At 35.3% G+C, this 15373-nt stretch carries 18 protein-coding genes; 6 read left to right on the top strand and 12 right to left on the bottom strand.

All coding sequences use genetic code 11. The features are described 5' to 3' along the window. Window positions 1–145 precede the first annotated feature (145 nt). The 8 genes from EHC72_RS07000 to EHC72_RS06965 form a co-directional block, all read right to left on the bottom strand. Window positions 146–706, bottom strand: coding sequence for a GNAT family N-acetyltransferase (locus EHC72_RS07000; protein WP_131536956.1), 561 nt, complete (start codon window positions 704–706; stop codon window positions 146–148). A 9-nt stretch (window positions 707–715) separates the two neighbouring features. Further along, window positions 716–1348 carry an alpha/beta hydrolase gene (locus tag EHC72_RS06995; RefSeq protein WP_131536955.1) on the bottom strand — a complete coding sequence of 211 codons (633 nt, stop codon included), beginning with the start codon at window positions 1346–1348 and terminating at the stop codon, window positions 716–718. Between the two features lie 4 nt (window positions 1349–1352). Next, window positions 1353–1916 (bottom strand): YdcF family protein, encoded by a 564-nt coding sequence (locus EHC72_RS06990; RefSeq protein ID WP_131536954.1) that lies wholly within the window; start codon window positions 1914–1916, stop codon window positions 1353–1355. Between the two features lie 529 nt (window positions 1917–2445). Further along, on the bottom strand, window positions 2446–3054 hold the full coding sequence (locus tag EHC72_RS06985) for an alpha-ketoglutarate-dependent dioxygenase AlkB family protein (protein WP_131536953.1): 609 nt from the start codon (window positions 3052–3054) through the stop codon (window positions 2446–2448). After that, window positions 3041–3322 carry an Ada metal-binding domain-containing protein gene (locus tag EHC72_RS23175; protein WP_211660287.1) on the bottom strand — a complete coding sequence of 94 codons (282 nt, stop codon included), beginning with the start codon at window positions 3320–3322 and terminating at the stop codon, window positions 3041–3043. The genes EHC72_RS06985 and EHC72_RS23175 overlap by 14 nt, the downstream gene beginning before the upstream one ends. Further along, complete coding sequence (locus EHC72_RS06975; RefSeq protein ID WP_131536951.1) at window positions 3297–4145, bottom strand: bifunctional helix-turn-helix domain-containing protein/methylated-DNA--[protein]-cysteine S-methyltransferase; 849 nt, start codon at window positions 4143–4145, stop codon at window positions 3297–3299. Before EHC72_RS06975 ends, EHC72_RS23175 begins: the two co-directional genes overlap by 26 nt. Before the next feature lie 189 nt (window positions 4146–4334). Continuing rightward, entirely contained in the window at window positions 4335–6191 is a 1857-nt protein-coding gene (gene dnaK / locus EHC72_RS06970; protein WP_131536950.1) for a molecular chaperone DnaK, read from the bottom strand. A gap of 72 nt (window positions 6192–6263) precedes the next feature. Beyond that, window positions 6264–7520 (bottom strand): glycosyltransferase, encoded by a 1257-nt coding sequence (locus EHC72_RS06965; RefSeq protein WP_246029390.1) that lies wholly within the window; start codon window positions 7518–7520, stop codon window positions 6264–6266. Window positions 7521–7597: 77 nt separating this feature from the next. Here EHC72_RS06965 and miaE point away from each other — a divergent pair, with 77 nt between their 5' ends. After that, on the top strand, window positions 7598–8179 hold the full coding sequence (gene miaE / locus EHC72_RS06960; protein ID WP_131536949.1) for a tRNA-(ms[2]io[6]A)-hydroxylase: 582 nt from the start codon (window positions 7598–7600) through the stop codon (window positions 8177–8179). A 46-nt stretch (window positions 8180–8225) separates the two neighbouring features. Here miaE and EHC72_RS06955 read toward each other — a convergent pair whose 3' ends face one another. From EHC72_RS06955 to EHC72_RS06940, 4 genes are read right to left on the bottom strand one after another with little or no spacing between them, the layout of a single operon-like run. Then, on the bottom strand, window positions 8226–9293 hold the full coding sequence (locus EHC72_RS06955) for a DUF3810 domain-containing protein (protein WP_131536948.1): 1068 nt from the start codon (window positions 9291–9293) through the stop codon (window positions 8226–8228). Window positions 9294–9332: 39 nt separating this feature from the next. Continuing rightward, window positions 9333–9692 carry a type II toxin-antitoxin system VapC family toxin gene (locus EHC72_RS06950; RefSeq protein WP_131536947.1) on the bottom strand — a complete coding sequence of 120 codons (360 nt, stop codon included), beginning with the start codon at window positions 9690–9692 and terminating at the stop codon, window positions 9333–9335. Beyond that, entirely contained in the window at window positions 9677–9931 is a 255-nt protein-coding gene (locus tag EHC72_RS06945) for a DUF2281 domain-containing protein (RefSeq protein ID WP_131536946.1), read from the bottom strand. The genes EHC72_RS06950 and EHC72_RS06945 overlap by 16 nt, the downstream gene beginning before the upstream one ends. A 33-nt stretch (window positions 9932–9964) precedes the next feature. Continuing rightward, window positions 9965–11299, bottom strand: coding sequence for a dihydroorotase (locus tag EHC72_RS06940; RefSeq protein WP_131536945.1), 1335 nt, complete (start codon window positions 11297–11299; stop codon window positions 9965–9967). A 290-nt stretch (window positions 11300–11589) separates the two neighbouring features. Here EHC72_RS06940 and EHC72_RS06935 point away from each other — a divergent pair, with 290 nt between their 5' ends. From EHC72_RS06935 to EHC72_RS06915, 5 genes are all read left to right on the top strand, one after another. Next, the gene (locus EHC72_RS06935; protein WP_131536944.1) at window positions 11590–12936 is read left to right on the top strand and encodes a DEAD/DEAH box helicase; all 1347 of its coding nucleotides are present in this window, start codon (window positions 11590–11592) and stop codon (window positions 12934–12936) included. Then, window positions 12936–13208 carry a hypothetical protein gene (locus tag EHC72_RS06930; protein ID WP_131536943.1) on the top strand — a complete coding sequence of 91 codons (273 nt, stop codon included), beginning with the start codon at window positions 12936–12938 and terminating at the stop codon, window positions 13206–13208. Before EHC72_RS06935 ends, EHC72_RS06930 begins: the two co-directional genes overlap by 1 nt. Before the next feature lie 93 nt (window positions 13209–13301). Continuing rightward, window positions 13302–13637 (top strand): gliding motility protein GldC, encoded by a 336-nt coding sequence (gldC, locus tag EHC72_RS06925; protein ID WP_131536942.1) that lies wholly within the window; start codon window positions 13302–13304, stop codon window positions 13635–13637. A 9-nt stretch (window positions 13638–13646) separates the two neighbouring features. Further along, the gene (locus EHC72_RS06920) at window positions 13647–14054 is read left to right on the top strand and encodes a hypothetical protein (RefSeq protein WP_131536941.1); all 408 of its coding nucleotides are present in this window, start codon (window positions 13647–13649) and stop codon (window positions 14052–14054) included. A 261-nt stretch (window positions 14055–14315) separates the two neighbouring features. Next, window positions 14316–15353 carry an aldo/keto reductase gene (locus tag EHC72_RS06915; protein ID WP_131536940.1) on the top strand — a complete coding sequence of 346 codons (1038 nt, stop codon included), beginning with the start codon at window positions 14316–14318 and terminating at the stop codon, window positions 15351–15353. Window positions 15354–15373 lie beyond the last annotated feature (20 nt).

Raw genomic sequence — 15373 nt, 5'->3', positions numbered from 1 at the left:
CTTGTATTTATTAATCATAGAAATGGATGGATAAATCCTGTGACTGGATGGAAAATTATGCAAGCACAAATTGCTATATTTTTTGAGGACAGATTTAATCAATGACACAGTTTATTGAACAGACCCTAATAGAACCTACTGAAGCTTAAATATTACGCCAGTCCCACAGTACCATGCTCCACTCGATTCCATCGGGAGCCACAAACCTATAAATTTCTTTAAAGCCTATTCTGTTATGTGCCTTCATCGACCTTAGGTTTTTGGTTGCAACCTCCGTAATAGCGAAATCAAATTTATTTTGATATTGTTTTTTGTAAGCGTGATATACTTCATCAAAAATTCCTTGCCCACGATAATCTTTATCTACGCAAACCTGCCCAACAACAAGGTAATTATAATCCGTAATAAGCTTGTTTTGATAAGAAATTGAGGCAAACATCTCAAACATGGGAATTAAAATAGGAAGATCGAACTTAGATTCAGCCGTCATGGTTAAAACATATGCCGCAACCTTATCACCATCCTTGGCAACTACATGTGGTTCAATATTATTAAGCTTATTTAACTGGGCTAGGGTATGGTAGGCAGTAACAAAACCTTGCTCCATTGCCTCTTCGGCAGTTAAATTAGTCCCTAAATTTGCCTTTTGTAAATCTAAAATCGCTAAAAGCTCCTGTTCCGTGTTGGCTGTTTTATACTGTATCACGCTGTATTGTTATTTGTAGTTTTGCTTTGCCCATTGCATGGCGGGCAACATCCACTCTTTCATAGGTTTAAATAAAAAGCCATGCTTTAGCCCTGTATTTAACTCAATTTCTTTAAAATTATTGATCTTAAGGTTAGTCGTTTCTTTTCTTTTTATAGCAGAAACACCAAATTCATCTGTTTTTTCATAAATGGTTAAAATATTACCGCAATAGTTAATTCCAGGAAAAGCAGTAAGGTCTTTATCACGGTAGCAACCAATAAAAACGAAGTTAACATCAGGGTTTTTTAAATTGCTGGAAACATACTGAGCAATGTAACCACCCTTTGATGTGCCAATTACTGTAATATGATTGGGTTTTACCCCAAGTTTTAATAAACTATCTATTTGGGCAACAACTTTCTTACTGTAAGCGCCAACATCGGTATTTATAGCTCTTTTTTCACTAATCACTTGAAAACCATTTGCCTTAAATTCATTTAAAATCTCCAGGTATTCTGTTTTTCCATATTCAGGATGAGCATCAGAAAGGGGATGATCTTCTGCAAATTTATTGTGTAAAAAGAAGATATAATTCTGTGCAGAACTATAAAAAGAGCAGGCAATAAGGAGTAACAGTAATAAAGATTTTTTGATGTTCATGGTTTTAAATTAGTTCTTTGTAATACGCTGCAAACTCACGAATTAAGGAGTATAAATCTCGCCATTCGAAATATTTTGGACTAGCACTGCCCAAGTTATTAAAACCATTCTTTCTAAAAAGCATTTTAATTCTGCTAATGTGGTAATATTGAGAAACCACAATTACGCTATTAAAGTGAAGCTTGCCTCTTAAAGCCAATGTGTTTTGTACTGTTTTTAAGGTATTATCACCATAGTTATCAACCGTAATAACAGCAGCTGGTACATTGTGGGTTATTAAAAATGCCTTCATCTTTTCTGCCTCATAAAATCCCTCTTTTCCTAATCCACCACTTACAATAATGCTTTTAACCTGTTTGGCTTTGTAAAGTGCCAACCCACAGTTCATTCTTTCCATTAACCGGTTAGAAAGTGTACCATCAGTATTTACTTTATTCCCTAATATTACGGCTACATCTGCCTTGTTATTCGAGTGTTTAAGGCCATCAACAATTGTAAAAACAATATGCAATACAAACCACGATAACAGAAGTATAAAAATTGTTTTAAATAGCTTTTTGGCTTTCATTACAGTTTGCTTTCGGTTAGGTAAAGTTAAAACATCTAGGCATAAATAAAACCAGCCTGCCAATTGCTAGGGTCAAATAAAAAGTTGAGGAGCATAATTATCTAATAGCTGCTGTTCCTTACCCTAAGTTTTGCCTGTTCTCGCCAAGGAGCTGATTATTTTTGTTAATTATTAGAATTTGGAAATGAACGCTTCGGTGTATATGGCAATTGAAGCCACGCTTTACACTATATCCCGATAGAAAAATCGGGATGCCGTTTCAATCCTGTTTAGATACAAAGCTGGTGCCCTTTGATTTGACAAATTTCTTGCTGTTCTTGTTAAATAAACCAGACCGACAGCGTATCCCCGATTTTTTTATCGGGATTTAGCAAAGGGCGAGCCTGCATGAGCCAAAAGCTACTGACATTGGTTTCCAAAAAAATAACTCGTTTCTAACCTTAGTTTCAATAAGGGTTTCAATCCTGTTTAGATTAGGAAATTTTTCACATCATAGCGCCTCCCTAAAAAAAATGACCTTACACAATTGCTAGCCCACAATTGTTCTGAAAGTTAGGTTAATTCTAGGCTTATTAATTGTTTTAGTGGGGGGTAAACGATGTAGCCAATGGGTTTGTGTAGTACCCTTCATTACCAATAAACTTCCATGCTCTAACACTAATGAAATGGTTTTTTTATTCACTTTATGTTTAAAAGCAAACTTACGCTCAGCACCAAAACTTACTGAACCAATGGCACCATTTTTCTTTAAATCTTTTTCTCCATCACTATGCCACGCCATTCCTTCATCACCACTGTGGTATAAATTAAGCAGGCAAGAGTTAAAGGTTTCACCAGTTCGCTGCTCAATTTTTAATTTTAATTCAAGCAATTCATTAGTCCACGGTAAGGCCTGTTTTGTAGTGTTGGAGTAGGTATATTCAAAAGGCTTTTCGCCATACCAAGCCACCTTGCGTTTGGTTAAAATGTGCTTACCAAAAATAATTGCCTCATCGTTTTTCCATTCAATTGAGCTTAGCAAAACATCATAATAATGATTGGCTTCTGCTATATTAAACAACCTGCCGTAGTAATTTACAGTACCATCCTCTGGCAGCAGGTTAATATCTTCAGTTTTGTTGTTGTTAAATAAATCCATTCTTCCAATTTTGATATTTTGCAGGCATACAGTTACCGCAAGGGCGAAATCCATTTTGAAGTGCTTCCGTTTCTGATGAAAAGAAAACCCTATTTAACATATTCATTCTCTTGCCCGATTTGCAATGCAAAGTTCCGTAAATCTTTAATTTTAAATTTCCACCATAGCAAATCTGTTTTCGCTTAATGGCATTTTGTAATTCTATTGCAGAGATTTTTTTGTGTAAAATCACGATCAAGCACTTAAATTGATGGTAACGTTTGTGCATTTTCCCATCCTATAATGGCGGTTTTTCGGGTATTACCCCACATATAACCACCAAAATGACCTGTAGATTGTATAACCCTGTGGCATGGAATTAAAAAAGCAATAGGATTGCTGCCTATAGCCGTACCAACAGCCCGTGATGCATTTGGGTTATCTAACTTTTTAGCAATTGATCCATAAGTAGAAAGCCTACCCATAGGGATTTTTAATAGCGTTTCCCAAACCTTAAGCTGAAAATCAGTTCCTTTTAAATGGAGCTTTACTTCATGCAACTTACTCCAGTCGTTCTGAAAAATAAACAAGGCATTTTGCTGTAGCAGGTCGAGTTTTCTATTAAATGAAGCATTAGGGAATTTCATTTTTAAATCTTCCAGGCCTCGTTCTTCAAATTCGTTAAAAGCCATATAACAAATGCCTTTACTGGTAGCTGCTACAATTATATTTCCAAAAGGACTTTCGGCATAACTGTAATTTATACTCAGGTTTTTGCCTCCGTTTTTATATTCAGCAGGGGTCATGCCTTCAATATTTACAAAAAGATCATGCAATCTACTCGTACCCGAAAGTCCGGTTTCATAAGCAGTATCAAATAAGGTACTTTGTGTATCGCTTAAAATTTTCTTAGCATGCTCTACACTAATATATTGAAGAAATTTTTTGGGGCTTGTACCTGCCCATTCACTAAATAAACGCTGAAAGTGAAAAGGACTGAGGTGTACTTTTTCAGCAACCTCATCTAAATTAGGTTGCGCTTTAAAGTTTGTTTTAATATAATCGATGGCACTTGCAATGCGATTGTAATTAATTTGTTCCTGCTCATTCATTAGCTTAAATTTTATAGTACAAATATCTGCAGTGCAGGGCAGCTATAAAATCCGAAACTTGCTGATAATTTCCTCAAAGGGAATAATTATCATTTATAGGAACGGAGCAATTTTATAACGACGGATTTTACTTTCTAACGCTTTAAAATTGCCTCGTACCTTATAATAACGACCCTCTTCTTAAGGATTTTATTCTATTTTCTTGCCCTTCATAGCGGTAGATATGGCTGCATCCATAACACGCTCAGCAAAAGGACGGGTAAATTCATTTAATTCATCCGCTTTTTTAAGGATATTATCTTTTTCGGCAGTTGCCAAAGCTGTTCTAAGCGACTCTATATGGGTTTTGGTATCCGTAATTTCTGCTTCTGTTAAGTGTTCAGCATGTTTTTCTATAAAGCGCTCTGCGGTGTAAAGCAATTGCTCGCCTTCGCTACGCGCTTCAATCAGCATACGTTGCTCTACGTCGCTTTTTGCGTGTGTAATGCTATCAATTAACATTTTTTCTACCGTATCATCACTTAAACCGTAGCTTGGTGTAATTTCAATTTCCTGTTTTACACCTGAGCGAAGTTCAATTGCCTGTACAGTTAAAATGCCATCTGCATTAAGTAAAAAGTTAATATCTACTTTAGGTAAGCCGGCAGGCATCGCAGGAATGCCTTTTAAATCAAACTCCGCAAGTTTACGGTTCTCCTTTACCAAATCTCGCTCCCCTTGAAAAACAGAAATTTTCATGTTTACTTGTCCATCAATAGAAGTGGTATATTGCCTGCCAGCCTTAGTTGGTACTTTACTGTTTCTGGCAATAATGGTATCCATTAAGCCACCCATAGTTTCAATACCTAAAGAAAGTGGTGTAACATCAAGCAATAAAATATCAGAACGGTTTCCTGCTAAAACATCAGCCTGAATTGCAGCACCAAGGGCAACAACTTCATCAGGATTGATATTATCCTGAGGTTTTTTACCAAAGAAATTTTCTACCTGTTGCTTAACAAAAGGCGTACGGGTAGAGCCGCCAACTAAAATTACTTCATCTATATCAGTAGCACTTAAACCAGCATCAGTTAAAGCATTTTTACAAGCGGTAATGGTTTCTTCTACCTTGGCAGAAATTAATTGCTCAAAGGTTTGTTTATCTAGCGTGCACCATATTTCGCCAACTTGCTCATTGTATAAGTTTTGTGTTGATAACGCTTTTTTTGCGGCTTCTGCTTGTAAGCGCAATGTTTGCATTAAAATATTGTTTTGGGCAACTTCAGATGCATTTAGGTTATTTTTATCAAACCAGTAGTTTAAAATAGCCCTATCAAAATCATCACCACCTAAATAGGTATTACCATTGGTAGCTAAAACTTCGAAGATTCCATTTTGAATTTGAAGAATAGAAACATCAAAAGTACCGCCACCTAAATCGTATACGGCAATTGTTTTTTGTTGTGATGGATCTAAACCAATTCCATAAGCTAAACTTGCTGCTGTTGGCTCGTTAACAATCCGCATTACATCTAAACCGGCAAGCTTACCAGCATCACGTGTGGCTTGGCGTTGGCTATCATTAAAGTAAGCAGGCACGGTAATTACTGCACGGTTTACAGGTGTTTTTAGGGCATGCTCTGCTCTAGCTTTTAATTCTTTTAAAATTTCTGCTGAAAGCTCAATAGGTGTGTAGAAACGATTTCCGGCTTGAATTTTTACAAGGGCATCGGTATCGTCATCAATTATTTTATAAGAGAAAATGTCTTTATGTTCTGCAACGTCTTTATAAGAACGACCTAGCAAACGCTTTACAGAGAAAATTGTATTGGCAGGGTCTGTTGTTAAAAACTCTTTGGCTTCGTTACCAACAATGGCTTCACTTTGGCTGTTAAAATATACCACCGAAGGCACTAAAAGCCCTTTACCGGTATCGTTTATCACTTGTGGGTTTTTATCCGGATTGATAAAAGCCACCAAACTATTGGTTGTACCTAAATCTATACCGACTATAATTTCTTCTTTTTGAAACGAACCTGTGGCCAGGTTGATTGATATTTTTGCCATAGGTGGCAAATTTACAACATTGTTATAAGGTTTTAAGGGGTAGAATGTTGTAATGTTGTCAGGATTGAAGATTTACTTGTTTTTATTCTTTTCTTCAATCCATAGCGACATATATTTTGTGCTTTGCAAGCTGTGGTGTTGTAATATTTGCCCAATAAAATTATGCTGGCGGTGGTTGTTTAAGTTATGCATTAAAGCCTGAACCTTTTCTGCAAATAGGTTTTCAAATTTTCCTTTAGCATAATGTTCGTTTAGCAGTTTAATACCATTTTGTTGTGCTTGTAGCCAGCTGTTTTTATTTTGATACAGCTCTACAGCTTGCTGAATAAAAAGTTCAGGATCATCTTCAATAAATCCATTCCAATCTAAATTCTCTCTCATTGCCTCGGCACCAACTGTTGTAGTAATAGATGGGGTACCAACTTGCATAGCATCAACAAATTTGCCTTTTACACCAGCACCAAACTGAATAGGGGCAAGCAATACTTTATGTTTTGAAATAGTTGCTCTAGCATCTTCGGCACGACCGTGTACGTAAAACTTATCCTGCTTATTATTTAGCTGAAGTACTTTTTGAGATGGGTAAGCACCATAAATATTCATGGTTACACCAGGAAGCTTTTTCTTTAATTGAGGCCAAATTTGCGTTTTGATAAACTGAACGGTATGCCAATTCGGTTCGTGCAAAAAGTTGCCGATAAATACAAAACCTTCACGATCTTCAAATGCTTTCCAACTTTTAGTGCTTTCCGGTGTAAGCTCTTCCTCCAAAAATGGAAGGTAATAAATTAAGGATGGATCAACATTAAATTGATTTAAAAGGATGTCCATCTCAACTTTAGAGATTATTAAAGATAAATCGCAACGCAATATGGAAGCAATTTCACGCTTCGCCATATCTGTAAATATATTTATTGGTTTTGTTTCGTTTTTCTTCGCCTGTTCTTGTCGGGCGTGCCTTAAAGCATGTAAATCTTCTGTATCCAATAGTTTTAAAGCATCTGGGCATTCCTGCTGTACCCTCCAGCCGTATTGTTCTTCAATCATAAAACGATCAAACATCACTATTTGCGGGTTAATCTCTTTTAAAAAAGTATTAAAGCTTTCGTCGTTTAGTTTAATTTCTCTTTCCGTTACGCCAATACTTTTTAGATTAAAACTAAAATCACTTTTAGAAGCCGCTGATGCAAATACAATTTCGAAACCTGCGGATAAGAATAAATTAATTAGCTGAATCATTCTGGTTCCAGCTGCCGATGATGTTGGTTCGGGCCAAACTAATCCAATTATTAATATTCTTTTAGGGTTCATGCTTAAAAATTTCTGCAAAATAAGCTGTTTTTAGCACACAATTTTAAAAGCGTGCCGATTATTTCTAATTTTGGACTTTGAATTTTTAAATAACCATGCTAGGATTAAAATTATTAACAGACCCGCGTTGGGCAAATATTGCTGAATCTAACTTAGAAGAAATTTTATCCGATCATGCATGGTGTGAACAAAAGGCGGCAAGCAATGCTATTACTTTAATTACGCAAAATTCTGAACATCAGGATTTAGTTGATGAACTAACGGCGATTGCCATTGAGGAAATGCAGCATTTTCAAATGGTTATTGAAATTATAAAGCAACGTGGTTATACTTTGAGCCGCGAGCGTAAAGATGATTATGTTGGGCGCCTGGTTAAGTTTAGTAAGAAGGATGGAAGCCGCAATATGGCTTTTATTGATAGACTTTTATTTGCAGCAATGATTGAAGCCAGAAGCTGCGAGCGTTTCAGGGTATTATCGTTAAATATTAAAGATCAGGAACTGGCTAAATTTTATCATGAACTAATGGTATCCGAAGCTGGACATTATACTACATTTTTAAACTTTGCCCGTAAATATAGTACTGATGTTGATGTGGATAAACGTTGGAAGGAGTGGTTGGATTTTGAAGGAGAATTAATTCAGAGTTTCGGCACTAAAGAAGCCATTCATGGTTAATTAGGGTTTTCAGTTAAAAGTTTTTAGTTTGCAGTTATTTAAACGGCTAATTAACAACTGTTAACTTTTTACTGTGTATGTTCCAAAGCCAAATTACAATATCCTGGTAGCTATCAATCCCTTTTTTCTGGTTGTTGAGTTTTAAAAAACGATCGAATGCGGCATCCATATAACCGAACATTTCGCCATTGTATTTACGCCAAAATTCTTTTTCTGTTTTAAAATCGGCTAAAACCTGTGGCAAAAGTTTGTTGTAAAGTGCTTTATAATCTTCAGGAGATTTCATCCTGATTTCGAATAAAATATAACGTAACATTTCGTAATTGGCAGAGTACTGGAAATTTAAATCCGGACTATGGGCTGCGGTTAAATAGCCTAATAAATTGGCTTCATCTTCATAAGCTATACCCAGTTGATGACCAATTTCATGGCAGGTAACATAAGGTTTAACAAAATCTGGAAGACTTGTGTTAATATTTGCTTCGCCAGATAACGGCGCATAATAACCTTCAACACCCATTTTGCTGGTTAACCACGAACTTAAAACGGCCTTAACAGAAGGGTTTTGGTAGTTGAAAACTTTATTTCTATTCTCCATCAAGGCATAAGCGGCTGCAGATTTTGTTGCTAAATCTTTTACCGTGTAAGTAGGGGTTTTGGTTGTTTGTAGTTTTAATGCATTTGTTTTCTTTATGAAGTAATTGCCAAGTAAAACCAATTCTTTAACATTATACTTCTTATTTCCAATGCCTAATTCTTGTGCTACACTTGGGCGACTGTAATTAAGCCCCCAAACAATTTTGAAGAGAATATAAAGAATCAGAAAAAAGTTAAGTACTTTCAGTGGAACTATAAACCTGTTTTGACCTTTTAGTCTCTTCCTGTTTTTAAAGAATTTAACAATTTTATAAACTGCAAATCCAATAAGTAAGGCGTAAATAATATCGCCTATGGCAAAAGGAAATATGGAAGATATAAATCTTAACGCCGAAGATATGTATGGATAAAAACCTGTAGAGTAATATTTTTGGACGAGTGAAGGAGATAAACCGAATAAAAAGATTAGTAGAGTGAGTACAAATGTTATTATTGACTTTGTGAAAATGGACTTCATAACTAATCAACATTGAGTAATTTCAAGTCTTCAATATTATTAAAATGTTTTTGATTTAGGGTATCGAAAGTTAAAATTATGATTTACGGCAATTGCAGCAATAAATAAATCGGCCTTATCAATAACTTTTCTTAATTTTTTTAATTTGTTTTGAATTTTCACTGCAACTAATGCAGCATCACTATCAAATGGAAAAGTTATAAAATTGGATAACATCATTTTCCAAAAATCCAGTTGTTCGCCACTTGCACCAGTATAAATTTCAAATTCTGTTATGCTCGAAATGCATAAGTTTTCAAATTTTTGGGATAAACTAAAGAGCTTAGTTTTTGATTTGTCTTTTTTACGAAAGTAATCTATCAATATAGACGTATCAACCATTATTATTTGGTTCGCCATTTATTTATTGATTTCCTTGTTTCTTCAATGGTTTGAATTTGCTCGTCAGAAAAGACTGGACCGTTTAATAAAATATCAGAAAATTTAGAAGTATAAGCAACCATTGGTTCTTCTACCAAATTTTCTGATACTCTTTTTTGCTTAGATTTTTGTTTTAAAAACTCGACAAAATCAGAAACTTCCTCTTTTAAATTTGAAGGCAGAGATGAAATATCTAAATATAATTTTAAGTCTTTCATTTTTAATTTGTTAATCTAAGTAAATGTAACAAATTATCTCGTAAATGCCAATCGTTTCCCAATTTGATCTGTAGTGAAACGACCATTTAAATAAGCTAAATTACCCGATACAAATGTGTGCGTAATACTGGCTTGAAAAGTTTGCCCATCAAACGGACTCCAGCCACATTTATAAAAATTATTAAGCTTTATTACTTTCCAGGGATCATTAAGATTAACCAAAACTAAATCTGCCCAATAACCTTCTCTAATAAAACCGCGTTTTTCAATATCAAAACAAATAGCGAGGTTATGCGCTGTTTTCTCTACAATTTTTTCGAGGGAAATTTTGCCTTGTAAATGCATTTCTAATAAAGCAGGTAGAGCATGTTGCACCAATGGCCCACCAGATGGAGCTTGTGAATATGGTTGCTGTTTTTCTTCCAAAGTATGCGGAGCGTGGTCTGTTGCAATTACATCTATATGGTTATCTAAAACGCCCTGTAAAACTCCAGCCTGATCTGCCGCTGTTTTTACCGCAGGATTCCATTTGATAAAGTTTCCCTTTTCGGCATAATCACTATCATTAAACCAAAGGTGATGAACGCAAGCCTCGGCGGTAATTTTTTTATCCTTTAAATCGGTTTTGTTATCAAATAAGGCAATTTCCTTCGCGGTAGAAATGTGTAAAATGTGTAAACGAGTTTGATAGCTTTTAGCTAGTTCAACAGCCAATGAAGAAGATTTGTAGCAAGCCTCGGCACTTCTAATTAGCGGGTGCATATCAATAGTTAAATCCTCTCCATATTTTGCCTTAAACTCTGCCAGGTTATGGCGAATAGTAGCTTCATCTTCACAGTGTGTGGCTACTAAAATAGGTGCTTTACTAAAAATATTCTCTAAAGTTTTTTCATTATCTACCAGCATATTTCCGGTTGATGAGCCCATAAAAACCTTAATGCCGCAAACGTTTTTAGCATCTGTTTTTAATACTTCTTCAATATTATCATTGCTGGCGCCCATGTAAAACGAGTAATTTGCTAATGATGTGTGAGAAGCAATATCATACTTATCCTTTAATAATTCTTGAGTTAAAGTGTTAGGAACCGTATTTGGCATTTCCATAAATGAGGTAATTCCTCCGGCAACAGCCGCCATACTTTCTGTAAAAATATCAGCTTTATGGGTTAATCCTGGTTCGCGGAAATGAACCTGATCGTCAATCATTCCAGGTAATAGGTATTGTCCTTCAGCATTTATTTCCTGAGCACCATTTGCAGATAAATTTTGCCCTATTTTGGCAATAATTCCATCTTTAATTAAAACATCAGCAATATATTTTTGGCCTTCATTTACTATTGTAGCCGCTTTTATCAGATAAGTGTTCATAGTTTCAAAGGTAGTAAATTAGTATTAAGTAGGGAGAAACAAGTATCAAGATTTAAGCAGATTAAAACTGTGAAATAGGTTTTTAGTTGTTGCTTTATTAAGTTAAATAAACCTGATAGTAGCGAGCACTGAGTGTAACGAGGTAAAGCAAATAGCAGGACTTTCGAAACCGATAACCACTGAAATTGCTTTACTAATAATTATTTAATGCCGATTTTCCTTTACGCTAAAGCTTAAACGTTCATCTCATGGCTTCAAACCCTCAACCTTAATCACTATCTTTGTACGCTATGGCAAAATCGTTCGAAGAATTTAAATTAAACAGGCAAATATTAAATGCAGTAGCCGAAGCGGGTTATACCGTTGCAACGCCGATACAGGAAAAAGCAATAGCACCAGTTTTATCAGGACAGGATATTTTCGGGATAGCCGAAACCGGAACAGGAAAAACTGCCGCGTTTGTGTTGCCTATGTTAATGCAATTAAAATATGCGCAGGGCGAAAACCCCAGAGCATTAATTTTATCGCCAACCCGAGAGCTTGCCATGCAAATTGCTGAAGAAGTGAAACGTTTTTCGGTTTATACAGATATTCGTTCGGTTGTAATTTTTGGAGGAGTTGGTCCTAAAACCCAGAAAGAACAAATTGCAAAAGGCGTTGATATTATTATTGCAACGCCTGGGCGCTTTTTAGATTTATATTTATCAGGAGATATAAATACCCAAAGTCTTAAATTTTTAGTGCTGGATGAAGCCGATAAAATGATGGATATGGGTTTTATAGGTTCTATTCACAGGATACTGGAAATTGTACCACGCAAACGCCAAAACTTGCTTTTTTCTGCAACGATGAGCGAACTGGTACAAAAAATTGCTGGCGATTTCTTGAAAAATCCAACCATAATAGAAACTTCGCAACAGGCTACACCAGCAGCAAACGTAACACAAACGCTGTATTATGTGCCAAACTTTAAAACCAAAATCAACTTATTACAGCACCTGCTAAAAAACGATGAAGCGTTTAATCGCTTAATTATTTTCTGCAAAACCAAAACGGTAGCCGATAATATTTACAGCTTCATTGAGCGTAGGTATGGTGCAGCAAATGTGCGTGTTATTCATGCTAATAAAGGTCAAAACACGAGAATTAACTCTATTAACAGCTTTAAAGAAGGTAATATTAGAGTTTTGGTTGCAACTGATGTGGCCAGTAGAGGTATAGATGTAAGTGATGTGAGCCATGTAATTAACTTTGATGTGCCAATTATCATCGAAGATTATGTACACCGTATTGGGCGTACAGGTAGAGCTTTTGCAAAAGGTGATGCCATTACATTTGCTACCGATGCCGAGAAATATTATATCCGCAAAATTGAAAAATTAATCCGTCAGTATATTCCTGTAGCCGAAATTCCAGAAGGCGTTTATATTGATGAAACCCCATACGAAGAACGTCAACACATTGCTAAAGAAATAGATTTGCAAAAACGTAAGGAAGATCCTGATTTTAAAGGTGCTTTCCACGAAAAGAAACATGCCAAAGCTATTGAACAAAAAGAACGGGATAAAGCGAAGGCAAAAGCAGGAAAAACGATTAAGACATTTAAAAAGGGTAAACGTTTCGATAAGAAAAAGTAATGAAACTTCGAATTACACCATTAAATATTGTTGGGGCAGCAAGTTTAGGTTTAGTTGTAGTAAATCTATTCTCAACCAATGAGCACGCAGCAAAACGAGTAGATTTTAGTAGTTTTTACTTACTTATTTTGGGTTGTTTGATTGTAGTTACTTTTATAACTGATTTAATTTTTCGCTTTACGCTAAAAGATTTGAAAAGGATTTGGATTGTAGAATTGGTATTTATTTTTATTGCAGCAATTCTGATGTTAATTTTACAAAAAGTAACTTAATGCCAAATAGAAATACCTTTTAAATTAAGCATATTTGCAGCCGTAAAATACAGAAGAAAAGGAATCCCTTAAAACGGTGAAATCAATTTTAAAATGAGAAAAGCAGAAATAAAAATAACTGTAGAGTTAGATGATAATAACATGCCAGAGAATATTCTTTGGGAAAGTACTGATGCAAAAACAACAGATCAGGTGCCTGTAAAATCAATGATTTTGGCACTTTGGGATCATAATTATAAAAATTCAATGCGTATTGATCTTTGGACAAAAGATATGCCCGTTGATGAAATGAAACGCTTTTTCTACGAAACCCTTCAAACCATGGGCGATAGCTTTTTAAAGGCTACAGGAGAAAATTTAATTGTTGAAGATTTACGAGATTATTGTGCTCATTTTGCTGATAAAATGGGTATCGACATGAAAAAATAAAATATTAATATGTTGGTTTTAAATAAATTTTATGCTTGGTTAGGGATTTTACTTTGTGTAATTGCAGGGTTTTGCCCAATGTTAAAAGTGCCCATAAAAGGCAACTGGAATCTGTATCAGTCTGATGCCCGCTTGTTTTTTATTACCTACGCAATAATTGCAATTTCTGTACTTATCCTATTTATAAGAAAGGTTGGCGCATTTAAATTTATGAGTTTTGTAATGGCAATTTGGTACATTTTAGCCGTTATTGCTGTTTATTTTACAGCGCATAATTATACCAAGTATGGTTTCGCCAATAAACTAATTGGTAAAGTGGTTCACTTTCAATGGGGGTGGATTGTGCTTTTGGTGGGCGTATTATTTATGCTTTTTAGCACATCCAAACTAAAACCTGCCAAACAGGAAAGTTTATAAAAAAAAATAATTGAAAGGGCTAATATTAATTTATTAGCCCTTTTTCATTTAATTATAAATTAGCCAATAATTCATTTATTTAGATGTTTTAATACCTAATCTGCTGGTAATTTCTCATAAAAGCTAATTGTCTTTTCCTTATCCTTTTTTCAATTAATTTTAATTTAAAGAAACTTAGTTGGCATTTTTAATCATCTCAATCGTTATAAATGTGATTGATAAATAATTTGAATTACCCAATTAAACAAAAAGAATTATAATATGGAATACAGACAATTAGGTGCCTCGGGACTTTTTGTGCCCGCATTAACATTTGGAACCGCAACCTTTGGTGGAAGCAATGAGTTTTTTAAAGCATGGGGTAGTACACAAGCTGATGAAGCCACGCAGATGGTTAACCTTTGCCTTGATGCAGGAGTGAATCTTTTTGATACTGCAGATATTTATTCGGATGGCTTATCCGAAGAAATTTTAGGAAAGGCAATTGCCGGACGTAGAGATAAAGTTTTAATTTCAACCAAAGCAACTTTTACATTTGGCGAAGGACCAAACAATCAAGGTTCATCCCGTTTTCATCTTTTAAAACAACTGGAAGGAAGTTTAAAACGATTAAATACCGATTATATTGATATTTACCATATGCACGGTTTTGATGGTAATACCCCTGTTGAAGAAACCCTAAGAACGCTTGATGATATGATAGAAAGCGGAAAGGTTAGATATATTGCCTGTTCAAATTTTTCGGGCTGGGGATTGATGAAATCTTTAGCGATTTCTGAAAAATACGGCTGGAATAAATATGTAGCGCACCAAGTTTATTATTCGCTTGCAAATAGAGAATATGAGTGGGAACTAATGCCTTTAGGTATAGATCAAAATGTAGGTGCATTTATTTGGAGTCCTTTAGCTGCAGGCCGTTTAGGTGGTAAATATGGTAGAAATAAACCTGTTCCTCAAGATGGTAGGATAGCACAGGGTGGAAGTCCGGTACCTGAAGCTGCCTTTAACGAAGAAGTATTTTACAATATTACCGATGCTTTAGATGAAATTGCCGAAGAAACAGGCAAAACAGTAGCTCAGGTTTCGTTGAATTGGTTACTGCAGCGCCCAACAGTTTCAAGTATTATTATTGGAGCCAGAAATGAAGAGCAACTAAAACAAAATTTAGGTGCTGTAGGTTGGAATTTAACCACAGAACAGATTAAAAAGCTCGATGCAGCCAGCGAAGTGCCAACCATTTATCCATACTGGCACCAGCGCCAAAATACCAGCTTAAATCCCCTACCAAAATTTTATTAAGGTTTAAAGCCGTTTTAAAA

Origin of the sequence: Pedobacter nototheniae, from assembly GCF_004335085.1 — a bacterium.
GTDB lineage: Bacteria > Bacteroidota > Bacteroidia > Sphingobacteriales > Sphingobacteriaceae > Pedobacter > Pedobacter nototheniae.
Note: the sequence above shows the minus strand (reverse complement) of the source record. Positions and strands in the feature narration are given on the sequence as shown.

Excerpts from the sequence above, each read along its gene's own strand:
- EHC72_RS06995 (WP_131536955.1), bottom strand. The coding sequence starts at position 1,348 with ATGAACATCAAAAAATCTTTATTACTGTTACTCCTTATTGCCTGCTCT.
- EHC72_RS06990 (WP_131536954.1), bottom strand. The coding sequence starts at position 1,916 with ATGAAAGCCAAAAAGCTATTTAAAACAATTTTTATACTTCTGTTATCG.
- EHC72_RS06985 (WP_131536953.1), bottom strand. The coding sequence starts at position 3,054 with ATGGATTTATTTAACAACAACAAAACTGAAGATATTAACCTGCTGCCA.
- EHC72_RS23175 (WP_211660287.1), bottom strand. The coding sequence starts at position 3,322 with ATGCACAAACGTTACCATCAATTTAAGTGCTTGATCGTGATTTTACAC.
- EHC72_RS06975 (WP_131536951.1), bottom strand. The coding sequence starts at position 4,145 with ATGAATGAGCAGGAACAAATTAATTACAATCGCATTGCAAGTGCCATC.
- dnaK (WP_131536950.1), bottom strand. The coding sequence starts at position 6,191 with ATGGCAAAAATATCAATCAACCTGGCCACAGGTTCGTTTCAAAAAGAA.
- miaE (WP_131536949.1), top strand. The coding sequence starts at position 7,598 with ATGCTAGGATTAAAATTATTAACAGACCCGCGTTGGGCAAATATTGCT.
- EHC72_RS06955 (WP_131536948.1), bottom strand. The coding sequence starts at position 9,293 with ATGAAGTCCATTTTCACAAAGTCAATAATAACATTTGTACTCACTCTA.
- EHC72_RS06950 (WP_131536947.1), bottom strand. The coding sequence starts at position 9,692 with ATGGCGAACCAAATAATAATGGTTGATACGTCTATATTGATAGATTAC.
- EHC72_RS06945 (WP_131536946.1), bottom strand. The coding sequence starts at position 9,931 with ATGAAAGACTTAAAATTATATTTAGATATTTCATCTCTGCCTTCAAAT.
- EHC72_RS06940 (WP_131536945.1), bottom strand. The coding sequence starts at position 11,299 with ATGAACACTTATCTGATAAAAGCGGCTACAATAGTAAATGAAGGCCAA.
- EHC72_RS06935 (WP_131536944.1), top strand. The coding sequence starts at position 11,590 with ATGGCAAAATCGTTCGAAGAATTTAAATTAAACAGGCAAATATTAAAT.
- EHC72_RS06930 (WP_131536943.1), top strand. The coding sequence starts at position 12,936 with ATGAAACTTCGAATTACACCATTAAATATTGTTGGGGCAGCAAGTTTA.
- gldC (WP_131536942.1), top strand. The coding sequence starts at position 13,302 with ATGAGAAAAGCAGAAATAAAAATAACTGTAGAGTTAGATGATAATAAC.
- EHC72_RS06920 (WP_131536941.1), top strand. The coding sequence starts at position 13,647 with ATGTTGGTTTTAAATAAATTTTATGCTTGGTTAGGGATTTTACTTTGT.
- EHC72_RS06915 (WP_131536940.1), top strand. The coding sequence starts at position 14,316 with ATGGAATACAGACAATTAGGTGCCTCGGGACTTTTTGTGCCCGCATTA.